Annotated in this window: 22 protein-coding genes; 12 read left to right on the top strand and 10 right to left on the bottom strand. The window is 49.4% G+C overall.

The genetic code is table 11. From position 1 onward, the window contains the following. Window positions 1-9 precede the first annotated feature (9 nt). From CUS_RS06400 to CUS_RS06390, 3 genes are read left to right on the top strand one after another with little or no spacing between them, the layout of a single operon-like run. Window positions 10-891 carry a CvpA family protein gene (locus tag CUS_RS06400; protein ID WP_002848604.1) on the top strand — a complete coding sequence of 294 codons (882 nt, stop codon included), beginning with the start codon at window positions 10-12 and terminating at the stop codon, window positions 889-891. 30 nt (window positions 892-921) lie between these two features. Further along, entirely contained in the window at window positions 922-3,252 is a 2,331-nt protein-coding gene (locus CUS_RS06395; protein WP_002848229.1) for an ATP-dependent Clp protease ATP-binding subunit, read from the top strand. A gap of 1 nt (window position 3,253) precedes the next feature. Further along, complete coding sequence (locus CUS_RS06390; RefSeq protein WP_002848455.1) at window positions 3,254-3,796, top strand: sce7726 family protein; 543 nt, start codon at window positions 3,254-3,256, stop codon at window positions 3,794-3,796. A 114-nt stretch (window positions 3,797-3,910) separates the two neighbouring features. Here CUS_RS06390 and CUS_RS06385 read toward each other — a convergent pair whose 3' ends face one another. The 8 genes from CUS_RS06385 to CUS_RS06350 form a co-directional block, all read right to left on the bottom strand. Beyond that, a complete protein-coding gene (locus CUS_RS06385; protein ID WP_002848216.1) occupies window positions 3,911-4,954 on the bottom strand; it encodes a leucine-rich repeat protein in 1,044 nt (347 codons plus the stop codon). Between the two features lie 146 nt (window positions 4,955-5,100). Next, window positions 5,101-6,108: a leucine-rich repeat protein gene (locus CUS_RS06380; RefSeq protein ID WP_002848400.1), complete on the bottom strand. Its 1,008-nt coding sequence runs from the start codon at window positions 6,106-6,108 to the stop codon at window positions 5,101-5,103. 415 nt (window positions 6,109-6,523) lie between these two features. Further along, a complete protein-coding gene (locus CUS_RS06375; RefSeq protein WP_002848274.1) occupies window positions 6,524-7,759 on the bottom strand; it encodes a phenylacetate--CoA ligase family protein in 1,236 nt (411 codons plus the stop codon). Between the two features lie 240 nt (window positions 7,760-7,999). Next, the gene (pnuC, locus tag CUS_RS06370) at window positions 8,000-8,683 is read right to left on the bottom strand and encodes a nicotinamide riboside transporter PnuC (RefSeq protein WP_002848490.1); all 684 of its coding nucleotides are present in this window, start codon (window positions 8,681-8,683) and stop codon (window positions 8,000-8,002) included. Between the two features lie 135 nt (window positions 8,684-8,818). After that, the gene (locus tag CUS_RS06365) at window positions 8,819-9,253 is read right to left on the bottom strand and encodes an RrF2 family transcriptional regulator (protein ID WP_002848168.1); all 435 of its coding nucleotides are present in this window, start codon (window positions 9,251-9,253) and stop codon (window positions 8,819-8,821) included. 208 nt (window positions 9,254-9,461) lie between these two features. Further along, entirely contained in the window at window positions 9,462-9,947 is a 486-nt protein-coding gene (locus CUS_RS06360) for a Gx transporter family protein (RefSeq protein WP_002848564.1), read from the bottom strand. 4 nt (window positions 9,948-9,951) lie between these two features. Next, window positions 9,952-10,311, bottom strand: a complete 360-nt coding sequence (locus CUS_RS06355) for a NusG domain II-containing protein (protein ID WP_002848372.1) — start codon at window positions 10,309-10,311, stop codon at window positions 9,952-9,954. Continuing rightward, window positions 10,308-11,351 (bottom strand): FAD:protein FMN transferase, encoded by a 1,044-nt coding sequence (locus CUS_RS06350; protein ID WP_002848480.1) that lies wholly within the window; start codon window positions 11,349-11,351, stop codon window positions 10,308-10,310. Before CUS_RS06350 ends, CUS_RS06355 begins: the two co-directional genes overlap by 4 nt. 451 nt (window positions 11,352-11,802) lie before the next feature. Here CUS_RS06350 and CUS_RS06345 point away from each other — a divergent pair, with 451 nt between their 5' ends. The 8 genes from CUS_RS06345 (at window position 11,803) to CUS_RS06310 (ending at window position 21,589) form a co-directional block, all read left to right on the top strand. Then, the gene (locus tag CUS_RS06345) at window positions 11,803-11,985 is read left to right on the top strand and encodes a hypothetical protein (RefSeq protein ID WP_002848633.1); all 183 of its coding nucleotides are present in this window, start codon (window positions 11,803-11,805) and stop codon (window positions 11,983-11,985) included. Window positions 11,986-12,021: 36 nt separating this feature from the next. Further along, window positions 12,022-13,287 (top strand): diguanylate cyclase domain-containing protein, encoded by a 1,266-nt coding sequence (locus CUS_RS06340; RefSeq protein WP_002848357.1) that lies wholly within the window; start codon window positions 12,022-12,024, stop codon window positions 13,285-13,287. A 13-nt stretch (window positions 13,288-13,300) separates the two neighbouring features. Further along, on the top strand, window positions 13,301-14,542 hold the full coding sequence (locus CUS_RS06335) for an ABC transporter substrate-binding protein (RefSeq protein ID WP_002848644.1): 1,242 nt from the start codon (window positions 13,301-13,303) through the stop codon (window positions 14,540-14,542). Between the two features lie 233 nt (window positions 14,543-14,775). Beyond that, on the top strand, window positions 14,776-17,679 hold the full coding sequence (locus tag CUS_RS06330; protein ID WP_002848259.1) for a dockerin type I domain-containing protein: 2,904 nt from the start codon (window positions 14,776-14,778) through the stop codon (window positions 17,677-17,679). A gap of 504 nt (window positions 17,680-18,183) precedes the next feature. Next, window positions 18,184-18,912 (top strand): hypothetical protein, encoded by a 729-nt coding sequence (locus CUS_RS06325; RefSeq protein ID WP_002848385.1) that lies wholly within the window; start codon window positions 18,184-18,186, stop codon window positions 18,910-18,912. Window positions 18,913-18,992: 80 nt separating this feature from the next. Further along, window positions 18,993-20,582 (top strand): sensor domain-containing diguanylate cyclase, encoded by a 1,590-nt coding sequence (locus tag CUS_RS06320; RefSeq protein ID WP_002848185.1) that lies wholly within the window; start codon window positions 18,993-18,995, stop codon window positions 20,580-20,582. Window positions 20,583-20,647: 65 nt separating this feature from the next. Beyond that, on the top strand, window positions 20,648-20,863 hold the full coding sequence (locus CUS_RS06315; RefSeq protein ID WP_002848423.1) for a DUF1653 domain-containing protein: 216 nt from the start codon (window positions 20,648-20,650) through the stop codon (window positions 20,861-20,863). A gap of 9 nt (window positions 20,864-20,872) precedes the next feature. Then, window positions 20,873-21,589: a DUF434 domain-containing protein gene (locus CUS_RS06310; protein WP_002848570.1), complete on the top strand. Its 717-nt coding sequence runs from the start codon at window positions 20,873-20,875 to the stop codon at window positions 21,587-21,589. Between the two features lie 3 nt (window positions 21,590-21,592). Here CUS_RS06310 and CUS_RS06305 read toward each other — a convergent pair whose 3' ends face one another. Both CUS_RS06305 and CUS_RS20030 read right to left on the bottom strand, forming a co-directional pair. Next, entirely contained in the window at window positions 21,593-22,234 is a 642-nt protein-coding gene (locus tag CUS_RS06305; RefSeq protein ID WP_002848326.1) for a vWA domain-containing protein, read from the bottom strand. 213 nt (window positions 22,235-22,447) lie between these two features. After that, a complete protein-coding gene (locus tag CUS_RS20030) occupies window positions 22,448-24,454 on the bottom strand; it encodes a cellulase family glycosylhydrolase (RefSeq protein WP_002848543.1) in 2,007 nt (668 codons plus the stop codon). A gap of 671 nt (window positions 24,455-25,125) precedes the next feature. Here CUS_RS20030 and CUS_RS06295 point away from each other — a divergent pair. Further along, the gene (locus CUS_RS06295) at window positions 25,126-25,473 is read left to right on the top strand and encodes an Asp23/Gls24 family envelope stress response protein (RefSeq protein WP_002848201.1); all 348 of its coding nucleotides are present in this window, start codon (window positions 25,126-25,128) and stop codon (window positions 25,471-25,473) included. The last annotated feature ends 31 nt before the right edge of the window (window positions 25,474-25,504 follow it).

Below are 25,504 nucleotides of genomic sequence, written 5' to 3'. Positions count from 1 at the left end.
GGGCGAGATATGGCATCTATAATATTTGATATCATCGTCCTCATAATACTGATAGTGACCTGTATAGTGGGCTATGTCAAAGGATTTCGCAAGTATTTCATAGGTATACTCGCAGCAGTCATCGCTACGGCGGCATCAGCCTTTGCATCTGACCATCTTGCAGGACCTGTCTATGACAGGTATATACGTGATGATGTAAAGGCGCATGTAACAAAAGCGATAGAAGATTTCGACCCGAAAAAAGTGGTCATGCAGAAACTTCGTGAACAGGGCTACGGCGAACTTGTTACCGAGCAGGAAGTTTCTGATATGATATCCCAGGGCGGCGACTACCTTGAAAATCTCAGCGGTCTGCTCAAGCAGAAAGGCGCTGACAGCAGCGAGATAGACCTCCTGCGGCAGAATATAGACGGATACTTCAACAGCGAACTGCCCGATACCATCAATAAGCAGCTTGATGAAACAGGGCTGACCCCATACATCGACCGCGTGAGTATCCCGACAGACCAGCTGCGCGAATGTGTCACCCGCGCAGCCACACAGAGCAAGGAAGATGCGGCGGACTACATCGTTGAAAAGGCGATAAAGCCCATACTCGTAGGCGTTGTCAGGACAGTCCTGTTCGCGGTGTGCTTCGCAGTGGTCATGCTGCTGCTTAAACTGGTGATATTCATTTCGGGCGTTACCGACACGATACCCGAAGTCAAGGCGGCAGACCGCTTTGCGGGACTGGTGCTTGGTGCGATAAAGGGTCTGCTGTACTGTGCGGTGATGGGCTGGGCGCTCAGCTTTTTCTGTACCGCCACCAAAAACAGCATGACGGTCTTCAACGCTGATATAGGCGGGAAGACATTCCTGTTCAGATATTTCTTTGACTTTTTCTATAAATGATATAAATAGTAAGCGAAAGGAGAATCAAGTATGATAAAATGTTCAAGATGCGGCAAAAGACCTGCGGTGGTATTCGTATCATCGGCAAACCCCAATGACCCTACAAAGGCAATGAAGAACGAGGGTCTGTGCCTTAGCTGCGCAAGAGAACTGAAAATACCTCAGGTAGAAGACTACATCAAGAAGATGGGTATTTCAGACGAGGACATCGAGGCAATGAACGATACCTTTGAAGACCTTGACGACGGCATGGATTTTGAGCCGGGCGGCAGCGGCACAATGCCTGATATACTGTCGAACCTCTTCGGCGGCATAAAGAATATGGCTGACAATCTGGAGAAGAACCTGACAGGCGGTGAGGGCTTTGGAGCTGTCAGACCCGACTCTTCATCAAGAAAGCGCGAGAAAGGTGAAGACCGCGCAAAAGAGCCTGTCGGCAGGAGCGGAAAGAAGCTGAAATTCCTCAACAATTACTGCACCAACCTTACCCAGAAAGCCCGTGACGGCGAACTTGACAACATCATCGGCATAGAACGCGAGATATCGAGAGTCGAGCATATCCTGTCGAGAAGACAGAAGAACAACCCCTGCCTGATAGGTGAAGCCGGTGTTGGAAAGACCGCCATAGCTGAGGGTATCGCCCAGAAGATAGTCAAGGGCGATGTGCCTTTCCATCTGGCTGATAAGGAGATATATCTGCTCGACCTGACTTCGCTGGTGGCAGGTACACAGTTCAGAGGTCAGTTTGAGAGCCGCTGTAAGAGTCTTGTGGAAGAGGTAAAGGCTGAGGGCAATATAATCCTGTTCATCGATGAGGTGCATACTCTCGTGGGCACAGGTGACTCCGAAGGCAGCATGAATGCCGCAAATATCCTTAAGCCCAGCCTGTCAAGGGGCGAGATACAGGTGATAGGTGCGACAACTTTTGCTGAGTACCGCAAGTATATCGAGAAGGACTCAGCCCTTGAAAGACGCTTCCAGCCCGTCACAGTCGGTGAACCCACTGTTGAGGACACTATCACCGTCCTTGAAGGCATAAGCAAGTACTACGAAGAGTACCACCGCGTACATGTCAGCAACGAATCGCTGAGAAAGTGCGCCATACTCTCCGAAAGATACATCAACGACCGTTTCCTGCCCGATAAAGCCATCGACCTGCTGGACGAAGCCTGCGCATGCGCAAGCATCAGGACTCCTGAGATAGGCGAGTACGACAAGCTGAAAAAGGAACTGAAAAAGCACATCGACAAGGCAGACGCACTCGAACAGGGCAACGACCCCGATTATGAAGCCATCGCACGCGAAAAGAGCGAGGTCAGCCGCATGCAGAAACAGCTTGATGACCTGAAAGAAAAGCTGGATCAGGTATATGTGACCGATGATGACATATCAAAGGTCATAGAACTGTGGACAGGTATACCCGCCAACAAGATCGCACAGAGCGAATTCAATAAGATCAGAAATCTGAAAGACGAGATGTCAAAGCGCATCATCGGTCAGGAAGAAGCTGTGGATAAGGTGGCAAAAGCTATCAAGCGCACCCGCGTGCAGCTTGACAAGCGCCGCCGCCCCGCATCGTTCATCTTTGTGGGACCTACAGGCGTGGGCAAGACCGAACTGGTAAAGGTGCTTGGCGAGTCACTGTTCGATGCCACCGAACCGCTGATAAGGATAGACATGTCCGAGTATATGGAGAAGCACAGCGTTTCCAAGCTGATCGGTTCGCCTCCCGGATATGTGGGCTTTGACGAGGCTGGTCAGCTGACCGAAAAGGTAAGGCGCAAGCCCTACAGCGTGGTGCTGTTCGATGAGATAGAAAAGGCGCACCCCGATGTCATGAACCTCCTTCTCCAGATACTTGACGAGGGCAGGCTGAACGACTCACAGGGAAGAAGTGTTTCTTTCGAGAATACCGTCATCGTCATGACCTCCAATGCGGGTGCCGCTGACAAGGATTCGGGCGTGGGCTTCAACAAGACCGCCACCGAGATAGCCGAAAACAAGGCTATGAAGGCTCTGCGTGAGTTCCTCAAGCCCGAATTTCTGGGCAGAGTTGACGAGATAGTAATGTTCAACCCGCTGACTAAGGAAGACTACGCTAAGATAGCCGCACTGATGCTGGACGAGATGAAAGCGCCGCTGTCCGAAAAGGCAGTCAAGCTGGAATACACCGATGATGCACTTAAGCTGATAGCTGAAAAGAGTCACGGCAACCGTCTGGGCGCAAGAGATATCCGCCGCGTTATCCGCACCGAGATAGAGGATAAAATTGCCGAAGTCATCGTTGAAAAGGGCGAGGGCAGTATAACTCTCGTTAAAATAGCGGCTGACGGCGACAAGCTGACCGTCACCACCGAATGATATGCTTGACCCTCAGATAAGGGATAAGCTGTTCTTTGAAATCGAAACGACTTCCCCGAAGATACGCATTTTCGAGGAAGTCGTTATCGGTAAGTCGAGGTGTGATTTCTATGCCGTCACCGATAAGCTGACAGGCTACGAGATAAAAAGCGATGCTGACAGCTATGCACGCCTGCGCTCGCAGGTGAAAAGCTATGACAGCTTTTTTGACGAGAATTACCTTGTTGTCGGCAGAAGCCACCGCAAGTCTGCCGAAGCCCATATACCCGAATACTGGGGCGTTATAGTCGTTGATGAAGACAGCATAGAAACAGTCAGGTGCGCCCGCCCGAACCCGAAAGCAAAGCTGTCAAACCAGCTGAGGCTTCTATGGAAAAGGGAACTGTGGAACATTCTCGACAGGTTCAGCCTGCCGAAATATCGCAATTGCAGTCGGCAGTTCATAACAAAAAAACTGCTCGCCTGCATTGACGAACAGCTTTTAAAGCCTGAGATATGTCATGAACTCTTCGAGCGCGATTATGTCGAAGAGGGCTTTGTATGATATAGAAAAACCATCGCCGCTCAAGCGTGACGATGGTTTTTGTTTTATACGGCTATCCCGCCGACATACCACTAAAAAATGACACGGTTATGTCGGCGTGTAAGGCGGTGTGCCTCACAGCTTCTTTATACCCTTTACCTGAGCCGCTATCTTCGATACATCGGTGACATTCACCTTGCCGTCGCCGTTCACATCTGCCTTTGATTTGCCCGCGCTGTCCAGCGACTTAACGCCCTTTACCTGTGCCGCAGTCTTTGAAACATCGGTGACATTCACCTTGCCGTCACTGTTCACATCGCCTGCGCCGCCGCTGCTTCCGCCTGCGTAAACGTAGTTCAGTCCGTTCTGCTTGACATAAGTTTCGCCCGCTGTGCCTGCTGTGACTCTGGCAGTAAAGCCGCTGTCTTTCTGCGTGTTGATATCAAAGCCGATGGCATAATAGCCCACATTCTGCACACTTGCGGGTATGGTGAGCGATTTAAGACCGGTACATCCGCGAAATGCTTCGTCAGAGATATAGCACAGACCATCGGGAATGGTCACGCTTCTCAGTTTCGGGCAGTCATAGCACATCGACTGCGGTATGCTGTCCAGCTTTGAGGGCAGTACCAGCGTTTCGAGATCCTTACAGCCTGAGAAAAGTTCACTGCCCAGTACAGTCTGTGTACTCGGTATGGTGACGTTCTTCAACGCAGTGTTCGCAAAGCATATCCTGCCAATATACATGACAGATGAAGGTATGTTTATGTAGCTGAGCTTAGTGCAGTCAAAGAAAGCCTGGTCTTCCAGTACCTCAACATTTTTGCTCATCTGCACTGATGTCAGTTCATAACAGCTGTAAAATGCGCCCTCATGTATTATCTTAACGGTATCGGGTATAACTACTGTTTTCATGTTCTTATGGAACATAAATGCGTTCTCATCTATCTCGACCACTGTGTTGCCGAAGATCGTTTCGGGTATTACAATGTTCTCGGTATTGGGGCTGACACACTTTTTGATGGAGCATGTTCCGTTGCCAAATTCGTTTATAACGAATGCACCTGTTGAATTTTCTGCGTGTGCCACTATCGCACCGCTGTCCACTGCACATGGCAGATAAGCCGCCCCGCCGAATATTACAGTCAGTGCCAGTGTGAATGCCGCTATTCTCTTCATAAAAATGTTCCTTCCTTCTGACGGGAAACTCCCGTGACCAATTATCGTTTGTCTTTTTGAAAGCACAGCGGCGGTGAAATCACCGCCGCTTGCTTTTTTGCTGTTTTCTCCGTTTTCTTTTTCTCCACAAAGTTCTTCCGCGACCGTTACAGCTTCTTTATGCCCTTTACCTGAGCCGCTATCTTCGATACATCGGTGATATTCACCTTGCCGTCACCGTTCACATCAGACTTTGAAATGCCTGCACTGTCCAGCGACTTAACGCCCTTTACATGTGCCGCTATCTTTGAAACATCGGTGACATTCACCTTGCCGTCATCGTTGATATCGCCCTTTGTTTCAAACTCAGGTATGGGCTGACCCTCATAGTACACATAAGGCACCGAGAAGTTCTTTGCATATTCCTCAGCAGGGGAGTTCTGATAAACATACATCTTGAAACCCTCGATATTCTGTATGGTATCGCCGTTGTATCCAAAACCTACAGCATAGTCATCTATCGAAGCACCGGCAGGTACTAACAGTGCTTTCAGCGATGTACAGTCTATAAATGCGTTTCCGCCTATCCTTTTAACACCCTCAGGGATATCGCATCTTGTAAGTGACGGGCACTTGTTGAATGTGTAGCCGGGCAGTTCTTCAAGACCCGCAGGCAGTTTAACATATCTGAGGTTCTTGCAGTCAGCGAATACCAGTGCTTCCATATCTGTTACAGAATCGGGCATGCTGACGCTCACAAGGCTGTCATCGCCCCAGAAGCACGAATTTTTCACAGTTGTGACGCTGTCAGGTATGCTGATATTGGTCAGCGAGTAGCAGAGGAAGAAAGCGTGGTCGCCCAGTACCTTGACAGTGTCGGGAATGTTTACAGTGACAATACTGCGGTTAAGCGCGAAAGCACGTTCGCCTATCTCAGTCACGGTCTTTCCGCCCAGTGTCGAGGGTATCTTCACAGTTGCTTCACTGCCTGTGTAATTTTCTATCACCACAGTGCCGTCAGCCTTGACATTGTACTGGTAAGCACCCTCAGTGAACTCACCTGTTGCCGCGCTTGCAGTCAGTACAGCACCCGCAGAAAACTCCTGCATCGGCAGATAAGCCGCACCGCCCAGTGTCATTACCAGCGCCGCCAGAATCGCTATCGTCTTTTTCATGTTATTCTCTCCTGTTCTGTATTATCGTATTATCGGCTTTTTCAGCCCACAACAAATATTATAGGATATTGCCGTAATTTTGTCAAGCAACAATATTAGCAAATTCGCAACAATTAGTAGCATTTTTTGCTTTTATGACTATCCATTTATAGCAATCCAACTTTTTAAATTCACAAAATCCAGTCGCAAAAGCTGGGATTTATGGGTTTTGTGACTGGATTTTGTCTGAATTTTAAGGCGGATTGCTATAGCATACAGGCTGAAAATGTGGTAAACAAAAGGAGCGCTGAGAGTTTTGTTTACCACATTAAGTTCTGTAAAACTGCTGTTTTGCGGCGTGTCAGCGGTGTGTATCCTCACAAAAAAGCACCCCCGCAAAAGCGGAAGTGCTCCATCTGTCTATATGTGCCTTGTATCAGTCAAATCTTTCATCGATAACGCGGGCAGTCTTCTTCATGCTTCTCGGCAGAACGCCTATCTCTACCACCTTTACGATGGGTGTGAAGCCTATCCTGCTCTTGACCTTTTCAGCGATGCGCTTTGCAAGGTCTGCGAAATCAACATGACCGTTGGTTTCAACGTATATGCGCATGGTATCCTTGCCGTCAAGGTGAGAAATGCGTATCTGGTATTCACTGGATATCTCATCGAACTCAGCCAGAACTTCCTCTATCTGCGAGGGGAACACGTTAACGCCCTTTATCTTCATCATGTCGTCAGTTCTGCCCCTTATAGTGTCTATGCGGGGGAACTTTCTGCCGCAGGGACATTCGCCGGGTATTATCCTCGAAAGGTCGTGTGTGCGGTAGCGTATCAGCGGCGCACCCTCCTTGACCAGTGTGGTTATGACTATCTCGCCCCACTCGCCGTCAGGCAGGTTCTCACCTGTCTTTGGGTCGATTATCTCAAGATAGAGATAGTCGTTCCAGTAGTGCATGCCTGTGTTGTACTCGCAGTTTATGCCGATACCGGGACCGTATATCTCGGTCAGCCCATAGATGTCGTAAAGTTCGATGCCAAGTTCGTTGGAGATGCGCTCTCTCATCTTATCCGACCATCTCTCGGAACCGATAACGCCCTTTTTCAGGTGTATCTTGTCCTTTATGCCCCTCTTCTGTATCTCCTCAGCCAACAGCAGTGCATAGGAGGAAGTCGAGCAAAGCACAGTGGTTTCAAGTGCCTGCATCATTTCAAGCTGTTTCTCGGTGTTTCCGGGACCCATCGGCACAGCCATCGCGCCCAGCTTCTCACAGCCGTTCTGGAAGCCTATTCCCGCAGTCCACAGACCATAGCCGGGAGTTATCTGTATCCTGTCCTTTTTGGTGATGCCCGCAACTTCGTAGCATCTCTTGAACATCTCGCCCCAGTCGTCAACGTCCTTTGCAGTGTAGGGTATTATGACAGGCTTGCCTGTTGTACCCGATGAAGAGTGTATGCGCACTATCTCGTCCTCAGGCGCAGTCATCAGCCCCAGCGGGTAAGCATCTCTCAGATCCTTTTTCTCCGAGAAAGGCAATTTTGCAAAATCTTCGGGCGAATTTACCTCGCTTATGCCTGCCTCTTCCAGCTTTTTGCCGTAAAAGCTGTTCGATTCGATCAGCGCCCTTATGCGGTCGTTGACCTGTTCCAGTTGTTTTTCGGTTATCTGCATGTTTATTCCTCCTTGATAAAGCGCGTAAAGCACTGCGCTGTAAGTTTCCTTATGTAATGGTGAGGTACAGCGGCATTCATCAGTTCACCACTGTCAACTCACCTTGAAACTAATTATAACACATATCCGCTCAGATAACAAGTGCCTGAGAAAATTTTTATGTGCGATACGCCTAAAAAAAGTGAGGCGGGTAGTTGAAAAAAGGCGGCAGAAAAGTTTTCCGCCGCTGCATTTATGATCTCACTTTTTCTGCGCACTTTCAAGTCTGCGCCAGTTGAAAAATCCGTATAGATCATTCACGAGGAACATCACAAAGCAGAATACCATCGGCATAGCCGACCTGTCCTCCCGCGATGCCCCGATCCAAAGCACAATAAGCACTATGTCGTTGGCGGAATACCCCAGTGCGTAATAAGGGCTTCGCAGAAAGGTCAGCCCCGAAGCCATAAAACTTGTGAATACCGAAACAGTGCTGAAAACAAGGTTTGCGTTGCCAAGCCACCTCAGCAGAAAGTATGCCCCCGCCGTCACTGCGGAAGAAAGCAAGGTCAGCAGTCCCAGTTTTTTAACGGTCATCGGTGCGACTTCCACCACTTTGCTTCCCTCGAAAGGGTGCCTCAGCCACGATACCACTGCCGCCGCCGCTATGGGTGCAGTCATGCCGAGATATGTGAGCATTTCGCCGTAGTAGCGGGCTTTGAGGGAGATCATGCCGTAAAACAGAGAAAATACCACCGTCAAAGCCTGTCCCGTCACCATTCCCTTAGCCACGAATATCAGAGCAGTCACCCCTATCAGCGAAGCCGCCAGTTCTGCCGCACCGCCGCCTGTCAGTGCATACGCTATGGCTATCACCGCCAGTGATGCCGCCCACAGCCCGCGCTCAAAGCCGCTCAGTGACCCAAAAGTTTCTTTTATCTTCATGTTATCACTCCTGTCAGAAAAAGCGCCCGCCCATGTATCTTCGGGCTCATTTACAGCTGATCGCTACAGAGCGCTGACCTGACGATACATGAACGGACGCACCGTTCCTCCCCGGTGTGAGATATTATTCTTTTATCAAATGTTGTAAAAATCCCCTGCGTTGGTCTTTCTGGCAACTATATCGGCAACAGTGATGTTATCCACCACATCGTTTATTGCCGCATATAGCTTTTCCCATATAAAAAGAGTGGGACAGTTTTCCGCCCTCTCACAGAGATTTTCATCAGTTTCAAGACAGGCTACAGGGGCAAGACTGCCCTCAGTCAGCCTGAGTATCATGCCGACAGTGTAATTCTCAGGCGGGTAAGCAAGCATATAACCGCCGCCCGCACCGCGTATGCTCCTCACATATCCGGCGCGGCTGAGTATCGATATTATCTGTTCAAGATATTTGTCGCTGATATTTTGCCTTTCAGCGATTACTTTTATCGGAACATATCCGTCCTGATGGTGTTCTGCAAGGTCTGTCATAAGTCTGAGTGCATATCTACCCTTAGTAGAGATCTTCATAGTGCCCTCCTGTTAAGTTTTTAGTAATCCTATGGCTGTACTATGACTTAATTATACCCTATTTTTCAGTGAATGTCAAGGGCATATCTGCATTTGCAAAAAAGCGGACGGATAAATCTGCGTATCCGCGCCCATTCTCTGACACGGACTGCGCCCCACCCGCCCGCCCACAGGCTTCTGTGCCCTGAATAGTATAGAAAGAATGCTGTCAATTCAGCCTTTTGGTGACCAGCTGAGCACATATCCCCGTAAAAAGCCCCGCGATGCACCCCGATATCAGCAGAAACGGCAGGTACCCCAGCACAGTAGTGCTCTTAAGTACTATCATGGCTACAGTTATCTGACCGATGTTGTGCAGAACCGCACCTGCCACGCTCAAAAACCACATGTTCTTTTCATCGGCAAATCGCCTGAGCAGTGTCATGCCCGCAAAACAAAGCATTCCACCCGCTATGCTGTACCACAGCGCCATCAGGTTGCCCGAAAACAGCGCTCCGAGAAGTATCCTCGAAAAAAGCATCATCGCAGTTTCGGCAGGTGTAAAAGTGTATATGCAGTAGACCGTCACGATATTTGCAAGCCCCAGTTTAACACCCGGTATCGGTACAAGGTCGGGCAGACGCAGTTCGATGATGAATATTATCAGCGCAAGGCAGGTCAGCAGACCCAGTTTTGTCAGCTTTTTGGTCTTCATCATCTCACCTCGCTGTGCCGTCAAGACCGCTGTTTTCGTACTCTATCACCAGTCTGTTCGGCAGGCAGACTATCGGGGTATCGGGGCGGAGTTTACCCGTTTCTATACAGATGTGGTCGGGGCAGTCGGCGTGTGACATGTATACCTCGCCGTCCTTTATCTCAATGATATTTTTTCGCCCTTCGTATTCTGCTTCAATAGTCCTGTCAGGCTCGCGGGTAATGTCAAGACGGTAAAGTTCCTTGCCGTCCTGCGATATTATGACCGTTTCCCCCGCAGGTCTAAGCATAAGGTAAACGCTCCACGCCCCTGCACCCAGCATTATCACAGCAGTGATGATAATGAAAATGCTGCGCCTGCTCATCGTTTCAGTACCTTCATTTCAGCGGGGACTGTCAGCGCAAAGCTGTCCTCTATGCCCTCCGTTATGATAAAACTGCCGTCTTCAGCGATAAGCACCATGTCGAAATCTTCGCTCTCACGCCATAGCTTTTCCGCACCCTCAGCGCCCAGCACGTAAAGCGAAGTCGAAAGCGAGTCGCAGTAGCGCCCCTCTTTTCCTATGGCTGTTGCACTCACCAGACCGCTCTCGGCGGGTCTGCCCGTTTTCGGGTCGAGTATGTGTTTGTATACCACGCCGTCCTCTTCAAAATAACGCTCATATCCCCCTGAGGTTATCACTGCGCTCTCACCTATCTCCAGTGTAGCCACCGAACCCTCGCCGTAAGGGTCGCGTATGCCTATTTTCCACTTCTTACCGTCAGGCTTTGTTTCACCGACAGTCTGTATGTTGCCGCCCAGGTCGAGAAGTGCGCATTCCACGCCGCTTTCTTTCAGCGCAGCAGCAGCTTTGTCGCCCGCACAGCCCTTTGCAACAGCACCTAAGTCTATCTCCATGCCGTCGGGCAAAGTAATGTTGTTTCCGCTGAGTTTTATCTTCCCGACACCTGTGCGTGCAAGCAGTCCCGCTATCTCGTCATCATCAGGTACTCGGTATTCGCCAGTTGTGAACCCCCACGCGCACAGCACAGGGTACAGCGAGATGTCCAGCGCACCGCCTGTGCGCTCGTGCATATCAAGCGCGAATTCTATCAGTTCGGCAGTTTCATCTGATATGGACATTTCAGCACTGCCCGCATGGTCAACAGCGTATATCTCACTGTTCTCATCGGTCACAGACCACATCTTTTCAAGACGGGATATCTCGTCCTTTGCGGCAGATATGCCCGCATCGCCGTTCTCACCGTATGCGGTGACGGTTATGTAGGTATCCATCGCAAATATAGAACCGCTCGACTTTGCATTCGGGTCGGCTGCGGTCGAAGATACTGCCTTGTCCGATGCGCACGAAGTCAGCAAAGTCAGGCACATCAGCATCGGCAGAACGCGGGAAATCTCAGGCATATGGGCATCTCCTTAATAATTAGTCATAGCTAACGGGTATTATAACACATTTGAGAAAAAAAGTCAATACAGCTTTTTCAAGAAAGTTGTATTCTTTGATTATTAAAAAAATATTACAATTTGTCGTGATTTAACAATTCGTATGCTTTATTTGCTATAATAATTTACCTGAGTTAAACCGTATTATCCTTGAACTCGTAATGTTCATATGGTATAATTCTAAACTATAGGGTCAAATGGTATCCTCACTGACCGATAATGCAGAACTTCGGTAATTGATGTCAACAATGGCAGGCGGTCATCTTTTTTGTCTTTCGTTCGGGGGAAGATAATATCGCCGCATCATGTTTCGGGTCGAAACCGCATTGTGCAGGTGCGTCAGGGGGATACCGTGTAGAATTATGTTTCAAGCGGGGCACACACCGCAAAAAGGGAATCACAGGAGGTAAAAATGACTAGAGATGAAATTCAGGCGCAAAGCCTGGAAAAGATCAAGAAACTCAGTATCTTCATGATAGTGGGTTACGCGGTCATCGTTATCGTGGCGATACTGGGCATAACCATGTTCGCCATAAAACGTTATGACGCACTGCTGACCGAGAAAGTCAGTTCGATGACGCAGTCGCTGAACTAGCAGCTGCGTATCAATCTTGACAGTTATCTGGACAGGATGGAGCAGGTCGGCACACTGGCATATTCTGTGGACGATGCCTACACCTACGATGCCACCGACCCCTCAAACGATAAGTATGAGGCGCTGAATACCGAAAAGGAGATATCCGATGAACTGTACAAGCTGTGCCTTATGGAGAACTTCGTTGACTACGGTATCGTGTACAGCAACAACCACACAGTCGGCAAGATATCCAACGGCACCAACGCACTGTTCGGTGAGAAGCTGTATACCGATCTTTCGGGTATGATCACCCGTGACCGTACACATGACGGCTGGTATACAGGCTACGGCGATAATTTCGAGCGTATCTACTACGTAAAGCGCATACATGAAAATGCGCTGTTCTGCATATCTTTTTACACATCGGAACTTGACAATGTGTTCGAGAACCCCGATAATCTGGACGATATGGAGATAAGGCTGACCGACAGCCGCTATAAGATGATCTACTCTTCCAAAAAGGACGAACTGGGTTCGGCATTGCCCGAAGATCTGCTGAAAAATATTGATGGCGCATATTTCAAGGCTGTTGCAGACAGCGAGAACCTTGTAAGCGTCAACCGCAGCAGCGGTTCGTGGTTCGTTATCTGTTCGATACCCACCAACATAATCCTTAAAGAAGCTGCCAGCATGAAGATATATATCATATTTGCGGCGGTAGTCGCTGCTATACTGGCAGTAGGTGCAGGTTCGGTATTCGTAAGGCGTATCGCTGATCCTATCGGTACGGTAACTTCGGGTCTTTCGGCAGAGATACGTGAAGACGGCTTCGAGGGTGTGCTGGGCAACCGCTACTTCCGCGACAAGTCGAAGAATATCGTAAACAAGTCTTCCGAAAAGGACAAGCGTGCGCTGGTCATCATGGAGATAGACAATTTCCCCGATATCATCAACAAGATAGACCGCAATACCGCCAACAAACAGCTTGAAAAGATGGTGCTGATAATCGACCAGATATTCCGCGATGTTGACTGCAAGGGCAGACTGGGCGAGAATACGTTCGCTGTGCTGACCAAGCCCTCAAGTGCGGCTGATGACGATTTCCGCACTGAAGTAGACCGCAACTGTGAACTCGTCTGCAAGATGTTCCGGGAGAGCCTTTCAACAAATACTATGGGCACGCTGAAAACTTCTGCGACAGTCGGCGCGGCTATCTACCCCATTTCGGGCAATGATTATCAGGAAATATTTGACGGCGCGCTGACTGCCCTTGAAGATGCCAAGAAGCAGTATCGCGGCAGTTATAAGATAAAGCTGTAAGGAGGGTGTGGATATGAATATTACTAAGGCAATAGCAGCCCTCACAAGTGCGGTGCTGGCGGCAGGCATGCTGACAGCCTGCGGAAGCAGCGAAAAAAATGAGCGCAAACCGCAAACCGAGATATCTTTTTCGTGGTGGGGCAATGACAAGCGAAATAAGTACACCATCGAGGCGATAGAGAAGTTTGAGGAACTGCACCCCGATATAAAGGTAAATGTCAGCTATTCGGAATGGGCAGGCTATGAGATGCGCAATAAGGTGTGGATGATATCTGATACCGAGTGCGATGTCATGCAGATAAATTACGGCTGGCTCTCGACATATTCCGATGACGGCAGCGGCTATTTTGATATCGATGCGCTCGAAGATAGCGTAAAGCTGGATAATTTTGACGAAGAAGTGCTGAAATACGGCAGACGCGGCGGCAAGCTGAATGCTCTTCCCATAGCGATGAATGCCATGACAGTCTATATAAACAAGACTATCTATGACAATTACGGTCTGGCAGTGCCCGCCACATGGGACGACCTGTTCAGTGCGGCAAAAGTCATGAGCAAGGACGGCATTTATCCGCTGAGTGCGTCATCTAAGTCGATGTGGCTGTATCTTATCACCTATACCGAGCAGGCTACAGGCAAAAAGATACTGGCTGATGACGGCAGCTTCAATTTCACGGCTGACGATTTCCGTACCATGATAGAGTTCTATAAAAAGCTGGTGGACGAGAAAGTTCTCCCTCAGGTGGAATATTATGAGCGTCTGAAGCTGGACGGCGAGGAATACGCAGGCAGTGTAGCATGGGTCAGCGATGCGAACAACTATTTCGGCTCTGCAATAGATAAGGGCAGGGAGATAGTTATCGCACCTTACACGACTATGGCAGGCGGAACAGCGGGCGAGGGCTGGTATGCTAAACCCGCGACAATGTACGCGGTAAGCAAGGATACCGAGCACCCCGATGAAGCTGCGATGCTGCTGGACTTCCTGCTCAACAGCAGTGAGATGGCAGAACTTCAGGGCGTTGAAAAGGGCATACCGCTGAGCAAGTCGGCACAGGAAGCCATTAGTGACCAGATGAGAGGTCTGCAATATGACGCAAGTCAGGAGATGAGCGGCACTCCAATGACCGAACTTGACCCCGCACTTGAAAACGGCGATACCATCGACGCTTTCTTCGCGGCGGCAAACGAGTATATATTCGACAAAGCAAGTTCGGCAGATGCGGCAAAGTCGTTCTATGATTCGCTCAAATAAGCCTATAAAAATATTTATGCGCAGTCTTTCACGGCTGCGCATTTTTTGTCTGCGGCTGAAAATAACGCTCTGTTCTGTTAGCTTTGGCTTACTTGTAAACTTTCATATATATTGTTGACCTGTATGGTAGGATATGGTATAATGCTTCATGTGAATGACCTCTGCTGTATAGTTTGGTTAGATTATACTAACTTGCAGGGGGCAGAATTATATTATGTAAGGAGAGATGCTTTATGAAGAAAGCAAAGTCAATACTGGGACTTACCGTGTGCGCAGCACTGGCTGCGAGTGCCCTGCCGATGAATATCATTGCAGATGCGGCAACAGGCGATGAGGTGCTGTACGGTACTATGAAGATACCTTATGCCGAGTTTTATGCGGCTGAACTTGAGGGCGCTTCAAATGTCAATGTACTTGATGCCGTGTCATCGGCTACTGACCGCAAATCGCTGATGACAGGCGCAGGTCAGATGTTTGAGGGCGCGTGGAGCGAAGCAGTCACCGATGCAGGTGTGAACGGCGCAGGCAACGAGATAAAGGCAAAAATTTACGGCGTTGTATACCCTGTTGCCATCACTAAGGCAGACCTTGATGCGCTGGGCGAGAACAACTATGGTTTCGCTGAACTGACCGCACAGCCTGTCAGCTATAAGCAGGCAACTGTCAGCGGCGGAAATGTGACTTTTTCAAAGGTCATAGACAGTGCGCCCGAAACAGTCGAGGGCAGTGCAAAACTAAGCACATCTACTCCCTGGGGCGATTACCTGCTGAATGTTACAGACAAGCCGTCAGGTATCATCTACGGCATCATCATCGACACGGCTGACGGTGGCAAATATGCCCTCAGACACGAACAGAACATATGGCGCGGCGGCGAATTTTCGTGGTCATCGGGCATAAAGACAGTCGAAGCTCATGGCAACTATCTCGAATACGAGAACTTTGTTACACTTATGGGCAAGACAGTCACCGATGTACAGTTCATCACCGCTGACGGCTATGTTACCGTTGATGTGGGCAATGTCTATATCCCCGTTAAGTTCGATGGCGGCGTGAGCGTGGCAAATACCGCTGTTTCTGCGGGCAAGGCTGATATCGTCAAGGACGGCGTACCTGCCGATTATAAGGCAGATTATTCGGTAGAGGGTCTTGAAGCACAGTTTTACGGCGACAGCTTCACCTTTGAGAATGCTTCTGCGGGCAGTTACACACTGACTGTAAAGGACGCAAACGGCAAGTACGCCGACCTGTCAGCATCATTCCAGCTGACCACCGCTGACATGCCTGCGGTATATGATGACGAAAAGGGCGCTCTTACCACCGCAGAGGGCTTCACAGAGGAAGACCTGAACAATTTCATAAAGAACATCTCTTCCGTAAGCGTTGAAGGAAAGGCTTATTCCGCAAGCGGCAGAGGTGCCACAAAAATAGTCGGCACTGACGGTGTTATCATCGACAGCGCAGCGCCTTTTGCCGACAACAAGGACAGCTACGAGATAGAAGTGACAGCAACAGGCTTTGAGAATAAGCTGAGTTTCACCTACAGCAAGTTCGTTTACGGCACCATGAATATCCCTTATGCCGAGTTCTATGCCGCTGAACTTAAGGAAGCCCCCAATGACAGCTGCCTTGACGCTGTAAGTTCCGCTACCGTTACCAAGACCACCAAAAACGGCAAGGGCGAACTTTTTGAAGGCACCTACAACAACGCAGGCGAAGAAGGCAGTGACACAGTCGGCAAGATTTACGGCGTGACCTACCCTGTGGCTGTTACAAGGTCTGCTGCTGCTGAGATAGGTGAGCAGTACAGCTTCGCGGCAAGCGAGGATAAGCCTGCGGCTTACAAGATAGTCACTGTAAAGGACGGTGCTGTAACTTTCGCAGAAGTAACAGACAGTGAGCCTGAAAGCATAGAGATATCACCAAAAGTCGAAACCGACACCAAGCGCGGCGACTACATGCTCACCGTCAAGGAAGCATCTGACTTAGGCGTTATCTACGGCGTTATCATCAAGACCGCAGACGGCAACAGCTATGCGCTCAGACACGAGCAGAATATCTGGAGAAACGAACTTTCGTGGTCGGTAGGTTACCTGACCGATGACGGCAAGGGCAACCCGCTGGAATATCAGTCGTTCCTGCCAACTGATGGTGCAACCGTCACCGAGATAGTATATATCACCGAAAACGGCGTGGTTTCGGCAAAGACTGATACCTACCTCCCAAAGAAGTTCTATAAGTACAAGGAAACACCCGTTTCTGTTGAAGATGCAGAGGCAACTGCCGGCAAGACAGCCATAACTGTCACCGAAAAGCCCGAAGACTACGATGCAGTTTACTCTGTAGAGGGTCTTGACTGCGGTTTCAGCGACAGCGCAGTGTTCTTCACTGATGCACAGCCGGGCGAATACACACTGGTAATGTCTGACAAAAACGGCGTTTACGAGTCTGCAAAAGCAACATTCGCCCTTACTACTGCCGATATGCCTGCGGCTTACGATAAGGAGTCTGTATCGCTGACAACAGCTGAGGGCTTCACTGACGAGCAGCTTGCAGCTTACATCAGGAACATCACCGCAGTGAGCGTTAACGGTACCGAGTACTCCGCAAGCGGCAAGAGAGCAACTGTGATAATCAAGGCAGACGGCACTCTCGATACAGAAGCATCACCCTTTGCTGAGGGCGACAGCTTTGAAGTTGCTGTAAAGTCGGCAGGCTATACAACCGAACTGACCTTTACTTACAGCACCAAGCCCGAAGATGAAGATAAGCCCGCTGACGAGGATAAGCCCACAGACACCGAGCCTACTAAGGACGAAGACGAGCCAAAGCCCGCCGACACCGAGCCTACTGAGGACGAAGACGAGCCAAAGCCTGCCGACACTCAGCCAACAGACGATGAAACTGAGCCGAAGGACGGCGACACCACTGCCGATGAGAGCAGAAAGGGCGATGTCAACGGCGACGGTAAAGTCAATGTCACCGATGTTTCGAGGATAGCGGCTTACGTAAAATCTGTCAAGAAGCTGGACGATGACGAAATGAAATGCGCTGACATCAACGGCGACGGCAAGGTAAACGTTTCTGATATCTCACTGCTGGCGGCTTATGTCAAGGGCATCAAGCCTCTCGGCTAAAACGTGATATCCACTGTTCATACCCATGCGGCAAATCGTTTGCCGTAATACACAAAAGCGTAAAAGCACTCCTGTCAGCTGCGGGAGTGCTTTTTTGTGCATCACAGAAGCAAAAAAAGGGTAAATAGTATGTTTTGAGAGGCGAACTATCACTGAAATTGTGCAAATTGACAGTCTGCGCAGGTAAGGGAATGATGGTCAAAAATGGTCACTGCCAAAAAAGTCAAATAATTGTATGAATAAGCTATCAAACAGTTGTCGGAGATGCAAATTATAAAGCATATTAAACAAAATCAAGGCACTTAAGCTGTGTCGGAGTGTTGTCATAATGCTATGGCGTGGCAGGCGAAAATTGTGCAAGTGTACGAAGTTTTTTTTTATGTATTCAAATAGTAGCATATGCTATTGACAATTTGTTGGGCAAGGTATACAATATTATTTACGAGAGGGTCTGCGCGTAATTGTGAAAGGGTACAGCAGACGAAGGAAAGGTGGTTAAAGAATATGACATTTGACGCCATTTACAATATCGCACTGGAGGTCGCAAATGCCCGCGCACAAAGCGGTGAGCGTGTTGCTCCCGGTGATACGATATGCGTTATGATATCGCGCACAGGCAGGGTCTATAACGGCGTCAGCCATACCGAGATGATGAACGGCAAACAGGTGAGCGTACATGCTGAGATAGATGCTATGCTCAATATGCAGACTTACGGCAACGAAGTTTCGGTGGATTCGATGGTCCTAATAGATGCCATGACCCGCAGTCCGATGCTCCCATGCGCGGGGTGTCTGGAACACATCATATCGAAGAGTCCGGAAAACTCGGCGGGCTGTATAGTAATGCCCGACAGGATCATACCTATCGGTGAACTTATGGGTGCGCAGAATTCGGCGTTCAGCGGTATGCCTGCCGGCATGCCGTCAGCGGCACCTGTACAGTCAGGTTACTTCCAGTCGATGCCGTTCGGGGCGGCGCCCGTACAATCGGGATATGTACAGTCAATGCAGTTCGGCGCTGCACCTGTGCAGTCTTCAAATCTCCAGTCTATGACATCTTCGCAGGTGGCTGACGGTGCAGGTTCGGGAGGGACTTCAAAAAACGACCTGCTGAAAAACCGTGTCAGCAGTCTGCTGAGTGCGGCGGAAACAGATGAGGAGGAAGATGAAGAGTTTCTGGAAGAACTTACCAGCAAGAAAAAGAAGAAAGGTCTTTTCGGACTTTTCGGCTGATCACTGCAAGCGTTTCAGAACATATGAAGCAAAATAAACCGCAGATATCCATGCGGTCAGAGAAAGGGTAGTTTTAAGATATGGCTAAGGCAAAAAAGAAGGAAAAGAAGAAGGGCGGCATATCCCTTAATCTGGTACTTATATTCCAGCTGATAATCATGCTGGGTCTGGTACTGACGATAACAAATATAATCAGTTCGAGGACGAGGGCAAATTCTGATGCCCACCTGAATATGACCACCGAAGAGCGTGCGCAGGTAATACTGAACTACGTTGAGGTGTCTGAAAGACAGCTGAAGGACTTCAGCAGGGCGGCACAGGTCACTGAACTGCTGGAGGATCCCGAAAACGAGGAAAAACTTCAGGCGGCACAAAAGCTGGCAAGAGATTTCCACCTTGATATACCTTATATCGAGGGTCTGTATATTTCAAAGTGGGATACCACAGTGCTTGTCCACTCTACCATGATGGGTGCTATAGGCAAGCCCACCAGAAGCGGCGATGAACTTATCCTGTTGCAGGAAGCCATTAAAAACAGCGGTAAGCAGGTCTACAACGGCGGTATCATGAGATCGCCCGCTTCCGATAAACAGGTAATTTCGATGTACAAAGCCGTATACGATTCGCTCGGCAAGCCTATCGGTCTGGTCGGTATCGGTATCGAAACAGATGGTCTGATAACCACTCTGGACAGGATATCGGGTGCGAACAAAAACGCCGCTGATAAGGAAGTCAAGGCAAAGCAGGCACAGTCGGCGCTGACAAACGCATTCTACTATATGATCAAGGCGGACAGCGGCAACATACTGTTTAACGGTCAGGATAAGGGAAAGATCGATGTTCCTATCGAGGTAGATGAACTGAAAAAGCTGTGCGAGAAGTACGGTGCGACAAATACGGACGCTACAGGTAAGATAGAGTACACTGACGGCGGCAAGGACTATGTTGCCAGCTACGTGTACATAGCCAAGTATGACTGGCTGTTTACCGTAAACGTTGCAAAGTCGGATATCTATTCGCTGACATACGCCATGAGAGTGTTCCTGGGTGCATTCGGTGCGATCATCATCGTGCTGACAACAGTATTCTTCTTCATCAACAAGCGTCAGGAAAGGATCAACCAGAAGCTGGTATCCACCATCGCAAAGAACGCACAGACAAGACAGTCGCTGAACACAGCGATGTTCAAGGATGTGCTTACAAATGCCAACAACCGTGTATCTTTCTCGATGGATATGGAAAAGTCAGATGTAAGTGCTGATAAGCCATGCTACTTCATGATGTTCAACATTCTGGGATTCAGTGAGATAAATACCAGATACGGCAACGACGCAGGCGACAGACTGCTGGTAAGAACTGTTGAAACTCTCAACGATATCTTCCCTGACAGGGCAGTATACCGTACAGGTTCGGACGAGTTCGTGGTCATGATACCCACCGAGAACGGTCAGCCCGCACCCGAACAGGTGCTCAACGATGTAAACACAGCGTTCAGACAGCTGATGGTACCTGAGAAGATCGATAACATGGGTGCTATCTATCCTAAGTTCAAGATAGCGGTCATCAAGAGGAGCAGTGCGGCTGATACATCTGTAGTATCTGCACTTAAGGATATGACCAACAGAACAGGCGAAGCTACTTACGGCATGATAGATTACCGCGAGATGTGATAAAGTAAGTTCAATATCAAGACCCTCGGCGCATGTCGGGGGTCTTTTTGTGAAAGGAGATAAATATGACATTTGAAGAAGCTGTACAGGCGATACCTGCGGGCAGATACCGCCATTATAAGGGAAACGAGTATGAGGTCATCTGCGTGGCGAAACATTCCGAAACGCTGGAACCTGTGGTGGTCTATCGCGCACTTTACGGCGAGGGCGGCGTGTGGGTACGTCCCGCCGAGATGTGGAACGAAGATGTGGGCGGCAGGTGCAGGTTTGAGAAGATATGAGGTGATGATATGGCAAAACAGGCAAAGCGCGGCTTTATGCCGACCGATGAGCGGGATTTTTCGGAAAAGGCGCAGGTCATTCTGCGCAAGGCGGCTGAGGAAGTCGGTTTCCTGCTGGACAGGGGCTACCCCGTGAAAAGCGTGACAACTTTTGTGGGAAATCACTATCTGCTGAGCGAGCGGCAGAGACTGGCACTGGCGCGGGTGGTATCGCCGCAGGAGAATATTGCTAAGCGAAAGGCTAAAGAGGTCGGCGCAGACGAACTATCGGGCGAAACGCTGTATATCGACGGCTTCAACACCGTCATCACACTGGAGATAGCCTATTCGCAGTCGATGCTGTTTCGCTGTATGGACGGCACCGTTAGAGATCTTGCGGGGCTTCACGGCACATATCGGCTGATAGAACAGACCGACCTGGCCATAAAAGCAATGTGCGAAACGCTGGGCGAACTCGGCATAAAGAAAGCTGTCATCTATCTGGACGCGCCCGTTTCCAATTCGGGGCGGCTGAAAGAGCGTATTTTTGAGGTTTGCGGCGAACTTACCTTTGAACTTGAGGTGCTTATAGAGAACCCCGTTGACGCTATATTGAAAACAAAGCCGCTCGTAGTCACGGCAGATGCTATCATTCTCGATGAATGCGGGCGCTGGTTCGACCTGACAAAGTGCGTCATCGAGCGAAAGATAGGCGATTACGGACTTGTTGACATCTGCGGAGAATAAGTGTCAGCGCTTGGCATCTTCTTCCATTTCGGCATTCCAGTCAGCAGGCATGGGAGCGCATTTGCGCATACAGCGGACAGCTTTGTTGACCGCACCGTACATCAGTCTTGTGCCGCTTTTGTCTGCCTTGTAGTTTGAAGCGTGTTCGATGCCCATTGACCCTGCGGTGGCGGCGGCATCTATGTTCGCGCCTAAGAATATGAACTCCCAGCCGTATTTCTTCTGTTCCTTTTCGATGAGGGCTTTGACCTTGTTGTAGCTGAATTCGCGGCTGGCATTCTCCATGCCGTCGGTGGTTATGACGAATATGGTCTTTGCGGGAACATCTTCGGGGCGGGCATATTTGTGTATGCCTGCTATGTGGCGGATAGTCCTGCCTACCGCATCGAGAAGTGCGGTACAGCCGCGCGGAACGTAGTCACGTTCGGTCATGGGGGCTATCGTGCCGATGTCTGCGCGGTCGTGAACATAGATAAATTCGGTGTCAAAAAGTACCGTTGTTACCAGCGCCCTGCCCTCCGCCTGCCGCTGGTCTTTTATCAGCGAGTTGAACCCGCCGATGGTATCAGCTTCAAGTCCCGACATCGAACCGCTGCGGTCGAGTATGAAAACCAGTTCTGTGAGGTCGTTTCTGTTGTTTTTCATAGTAGTTCCTCCTTAGAGATATGTATCATGTTCAGCCTTTTTTCGGGCTGTTCCTTTACTGTGACTATATGATAACATATTTTTCATCGGAAGAGGTCGCCTGCGAAGCGACAAATCAATGACGCAGTCAACCCTTTAAAACACCGCAATACCGAAATCACTGGAGAAGAAAAAAATGCGCAGCCTTTTCGGGGCTGCGCATCTGTTGTTATGTTATCCTGCAATAGTTTTGTCGGGGAGCGATTTTATGCTCTTGACATGGGCTGCTATGCGGGAGATATCGCTAACATTGATGGAGTTGTCGCCGTTGATGTCGGCTGCCTTGCGGCGGTTCTCGTTAAGTGAACTTACGCCCTTTACATGGGCTGCTGTGAGTGTGATATCGGTGACATTTATCTTGCCGTCGAAATTCACATCGCCCAGCTTGTAACCGCTGATGTCGGCGGGGTCAACTGCAAATGAGATGGTGGTCTTGCCTGTGTAGTCGCCTGTGCCTGTAACGGTCACACTGCCGTTGCCTATCTCGGTGCCGCCTTTGTATGCAACGGTGTAATCTGTGCCCGCGTGAAGCATCCTGTCACGGTAAGTCACGGTTACTTCGGGCTTGTGCTGAGTGCCGTCATAGATGTATGACTTTTCTGATAGGGTGATGTAGCAGTCGGCTATATCTACCTTTGAAGAAGCTGCCTGCGCAGGGATAAATTCTATCTTGCTTGCGCCTGCGGTGCCGTTGTTCTCAGCAGAAATGAACATCTGGAAAGCGTTGTAGAGTGGCTTTGAGGGGTCTTTGCCGTAGGCAGACCTGTATGCTTCTGCATAAGCTGCGGCGATATCGCTGTAGCTGTAGTAAGCAACGTTCAGCATGATCGAGTAAGGCTCGACCTTAGCCCAGACTTTCCAGGGGTCATCGTCCTGCAATATCAGTGTGGGGGCAACGCCGTTTGTGTCGTAGGTGACTGCTATGCTGCTGCCTGCGGTCATCTTTGAGAAGTCAAATGCAACTGCCTCTGAGGGTGTCCATTCGCTGGCAGAAAGGCTGCCTGTGTAGATAGTTTCTCTGTCGCCCGAAACAGGTGCAGAAGGTGCGGGAGTGCCGTAATAGGTTTCGATCAGCTTGTTTACCATCGGCAGAGAAGCCTCGTTCCATGCGCATGTCTTTCTGTTTATCAGACCGAAAGCCTCAGCGTGGTCGGAAGATGACTTTATGCCGTTATCCCAGATCACTATGGGCAGTCCCAGAGTTTTAGCCTTTTTCGCGAAAGCATCAGCCCACTTTACCCGCTCATTGTCATTATCCTTGTTGGTCGCACCGAATTCTCCGATGACAACAGCGTGACCTTTCTGTAGGAAAGTGCTGTTTATCGCACTGAATACGCTGTCAAGTTCACTTTGCTGTGAACTGCCGAAAGTTGAAGTGCCCTTGTTGTTCAGCGCGAAGTTGTACGGCGAGTAGCAGTGTACCGACACCATCAGGTTAGGGTCATCAGGGAAAGTAAGTGCTTTCATCGCCGCAGAGGTATTGCTTGCGGCATAAGTGGGTATCATAAGACAGCGGTCGCTGTTCTTGCCGCCTGTAGCCCTGACGGTATCTACGAAATCCTTGTTCAGCTTGTTGATGACTTCGCGCATCTCAGCTGTGCCGCCGTCCCATTCGTGAGCGCCGCCGTAGTTGCGGGGTTCGTTCATGCCCTCGAATATCAGGTGACGGTCATATCCGCCGAATTCTTTTGCTATCTGCTTCCAGAATGCTTTCAGTTCTTTTGAAGCGGCGGAGTAATTGGCGTTGGTGGGTGTGTTCCACTCTTCGTGGTGGATATTGAGGATAACGTAGGTATCTTCGTCTATGCACCAGTCAACGACCTCTTTTACGCGGTCCATCCATGCGGTGTCGATATTGAAATTCGCATCAGCGTGGGGATACCAGGTAACAGGTACGCGGATAGTGTTGAAGCCCTTTGCCTTGACAGCATCTATCAGCGCTTTTGTGGTCTTGGGGTTGCCCCAGTAAGTTTCGGCATTAAGACCCAGACTCTTGTGGTTAGTGCCGTCATGGGAATCCAGTGTGTTGCCCAAATTCCAGCCCACGCCCATATCGGCGGCTATCTCGAAGGGTGTCATTTTTGACACGTCTTTTGCCGAAGCTGTCAGTACAGGCATCGCAGAGAGCGTCATAGCACCTGCTGCGGCAAGGCTCAGCATTCTTTTGAATGTGACTTTCATAGATTTTCTCCTTTCACTCGGCGGCGGGGGATAAGCCCGCGCAGTATCACATTGCAGATCATCCTTTCAGCACACCGCTTAAAATAACGGCAGGTCATCTTTTCGGTGAAAACCACCGTCACTGACTGTTATGGTAAACGAAACATTTATTATATTTCTGCATTCAGCGCCCGCAGACACGGTGCTCAGCATTTACTGTGCCGAATGCGTGCGGCTGTGAGCGCTGAATGTACTGAAATACTTGTCGTTTGCAATAAAACGCTGTTTTGTGGTGTGTCAGCAGGATAACTACACTGTATTATAGCACAACAGGCGCGGCATTTCAAGTATTTTGGGTGACCTTTTTTCGTGATATACTAAAATTTGGCAGCTTCGCGGGGATATGCGGGCGGTGTTTACGGTATGGAGCTGTTTTGTGGGAAAGCGGACGAATAAAAAGCCGATCTGTTCCGCAGGGATATCGCATCATGCTGTATTTTTGTGTATTTTTCCCCGACTGCGGCGGGGAAAATACACCTAGCGCCATTATTTATCATCGTTACACTTATGCGTATCTCTGCATTTCGCGAAAACCGATTTCCGTGAAAAGTTTGTGTAAACCCTTGAAAAATGTGCTGTAATGTGCTATAATAGTCACTGATAACCGTAAGCTGATAAAGGGAGGCGTTTGTATGATAAAGATAAAAAATCATCTCGGCACTATCGGGATATCTACAGGCTATTTAAGGCAACTGATCTCTGCTACGGCAGAAAACTGCTTCGGTGTGGCGGGGCTTAACGCATACGGCGCAAAACAAGGCGTTTACGCTATGCTGAAAAGAGAGAATACGACCAAAGGCGTTATCATTTCGCAGGACGGAGATGAACTGGTGGTTGACCTGCACATAACTGTCACCTATGGTGTGAATGTCGGCGCTATCGTGGACAGCATAATACATAAAGTCAATTATGCGCTGACCAATGAAGCGGGTGTGTCGGTCAAGGCGGTCAACGTTTATGTTGATGAAATGACAGACTGAATCATGGCACAGTCTTTCGGATCATAGATGA

It is taken from the genome of Hominimerdicola alba 8 (assembly GCF_000178155.2).
In the GTDB taxonomy this organism is placed as follows: domain Bacteria; phylum Bacillota; class Clostridia; order Oscillospirales; family Ruminococcaceae; genus Hominimerdicola; species Hominimerdicola alba_C.
The sequence above is the reverse complement of the archived record's forward strand: the minus strand, read 5'-3'. Positions and strand labels throughout refer to the sequence as shown.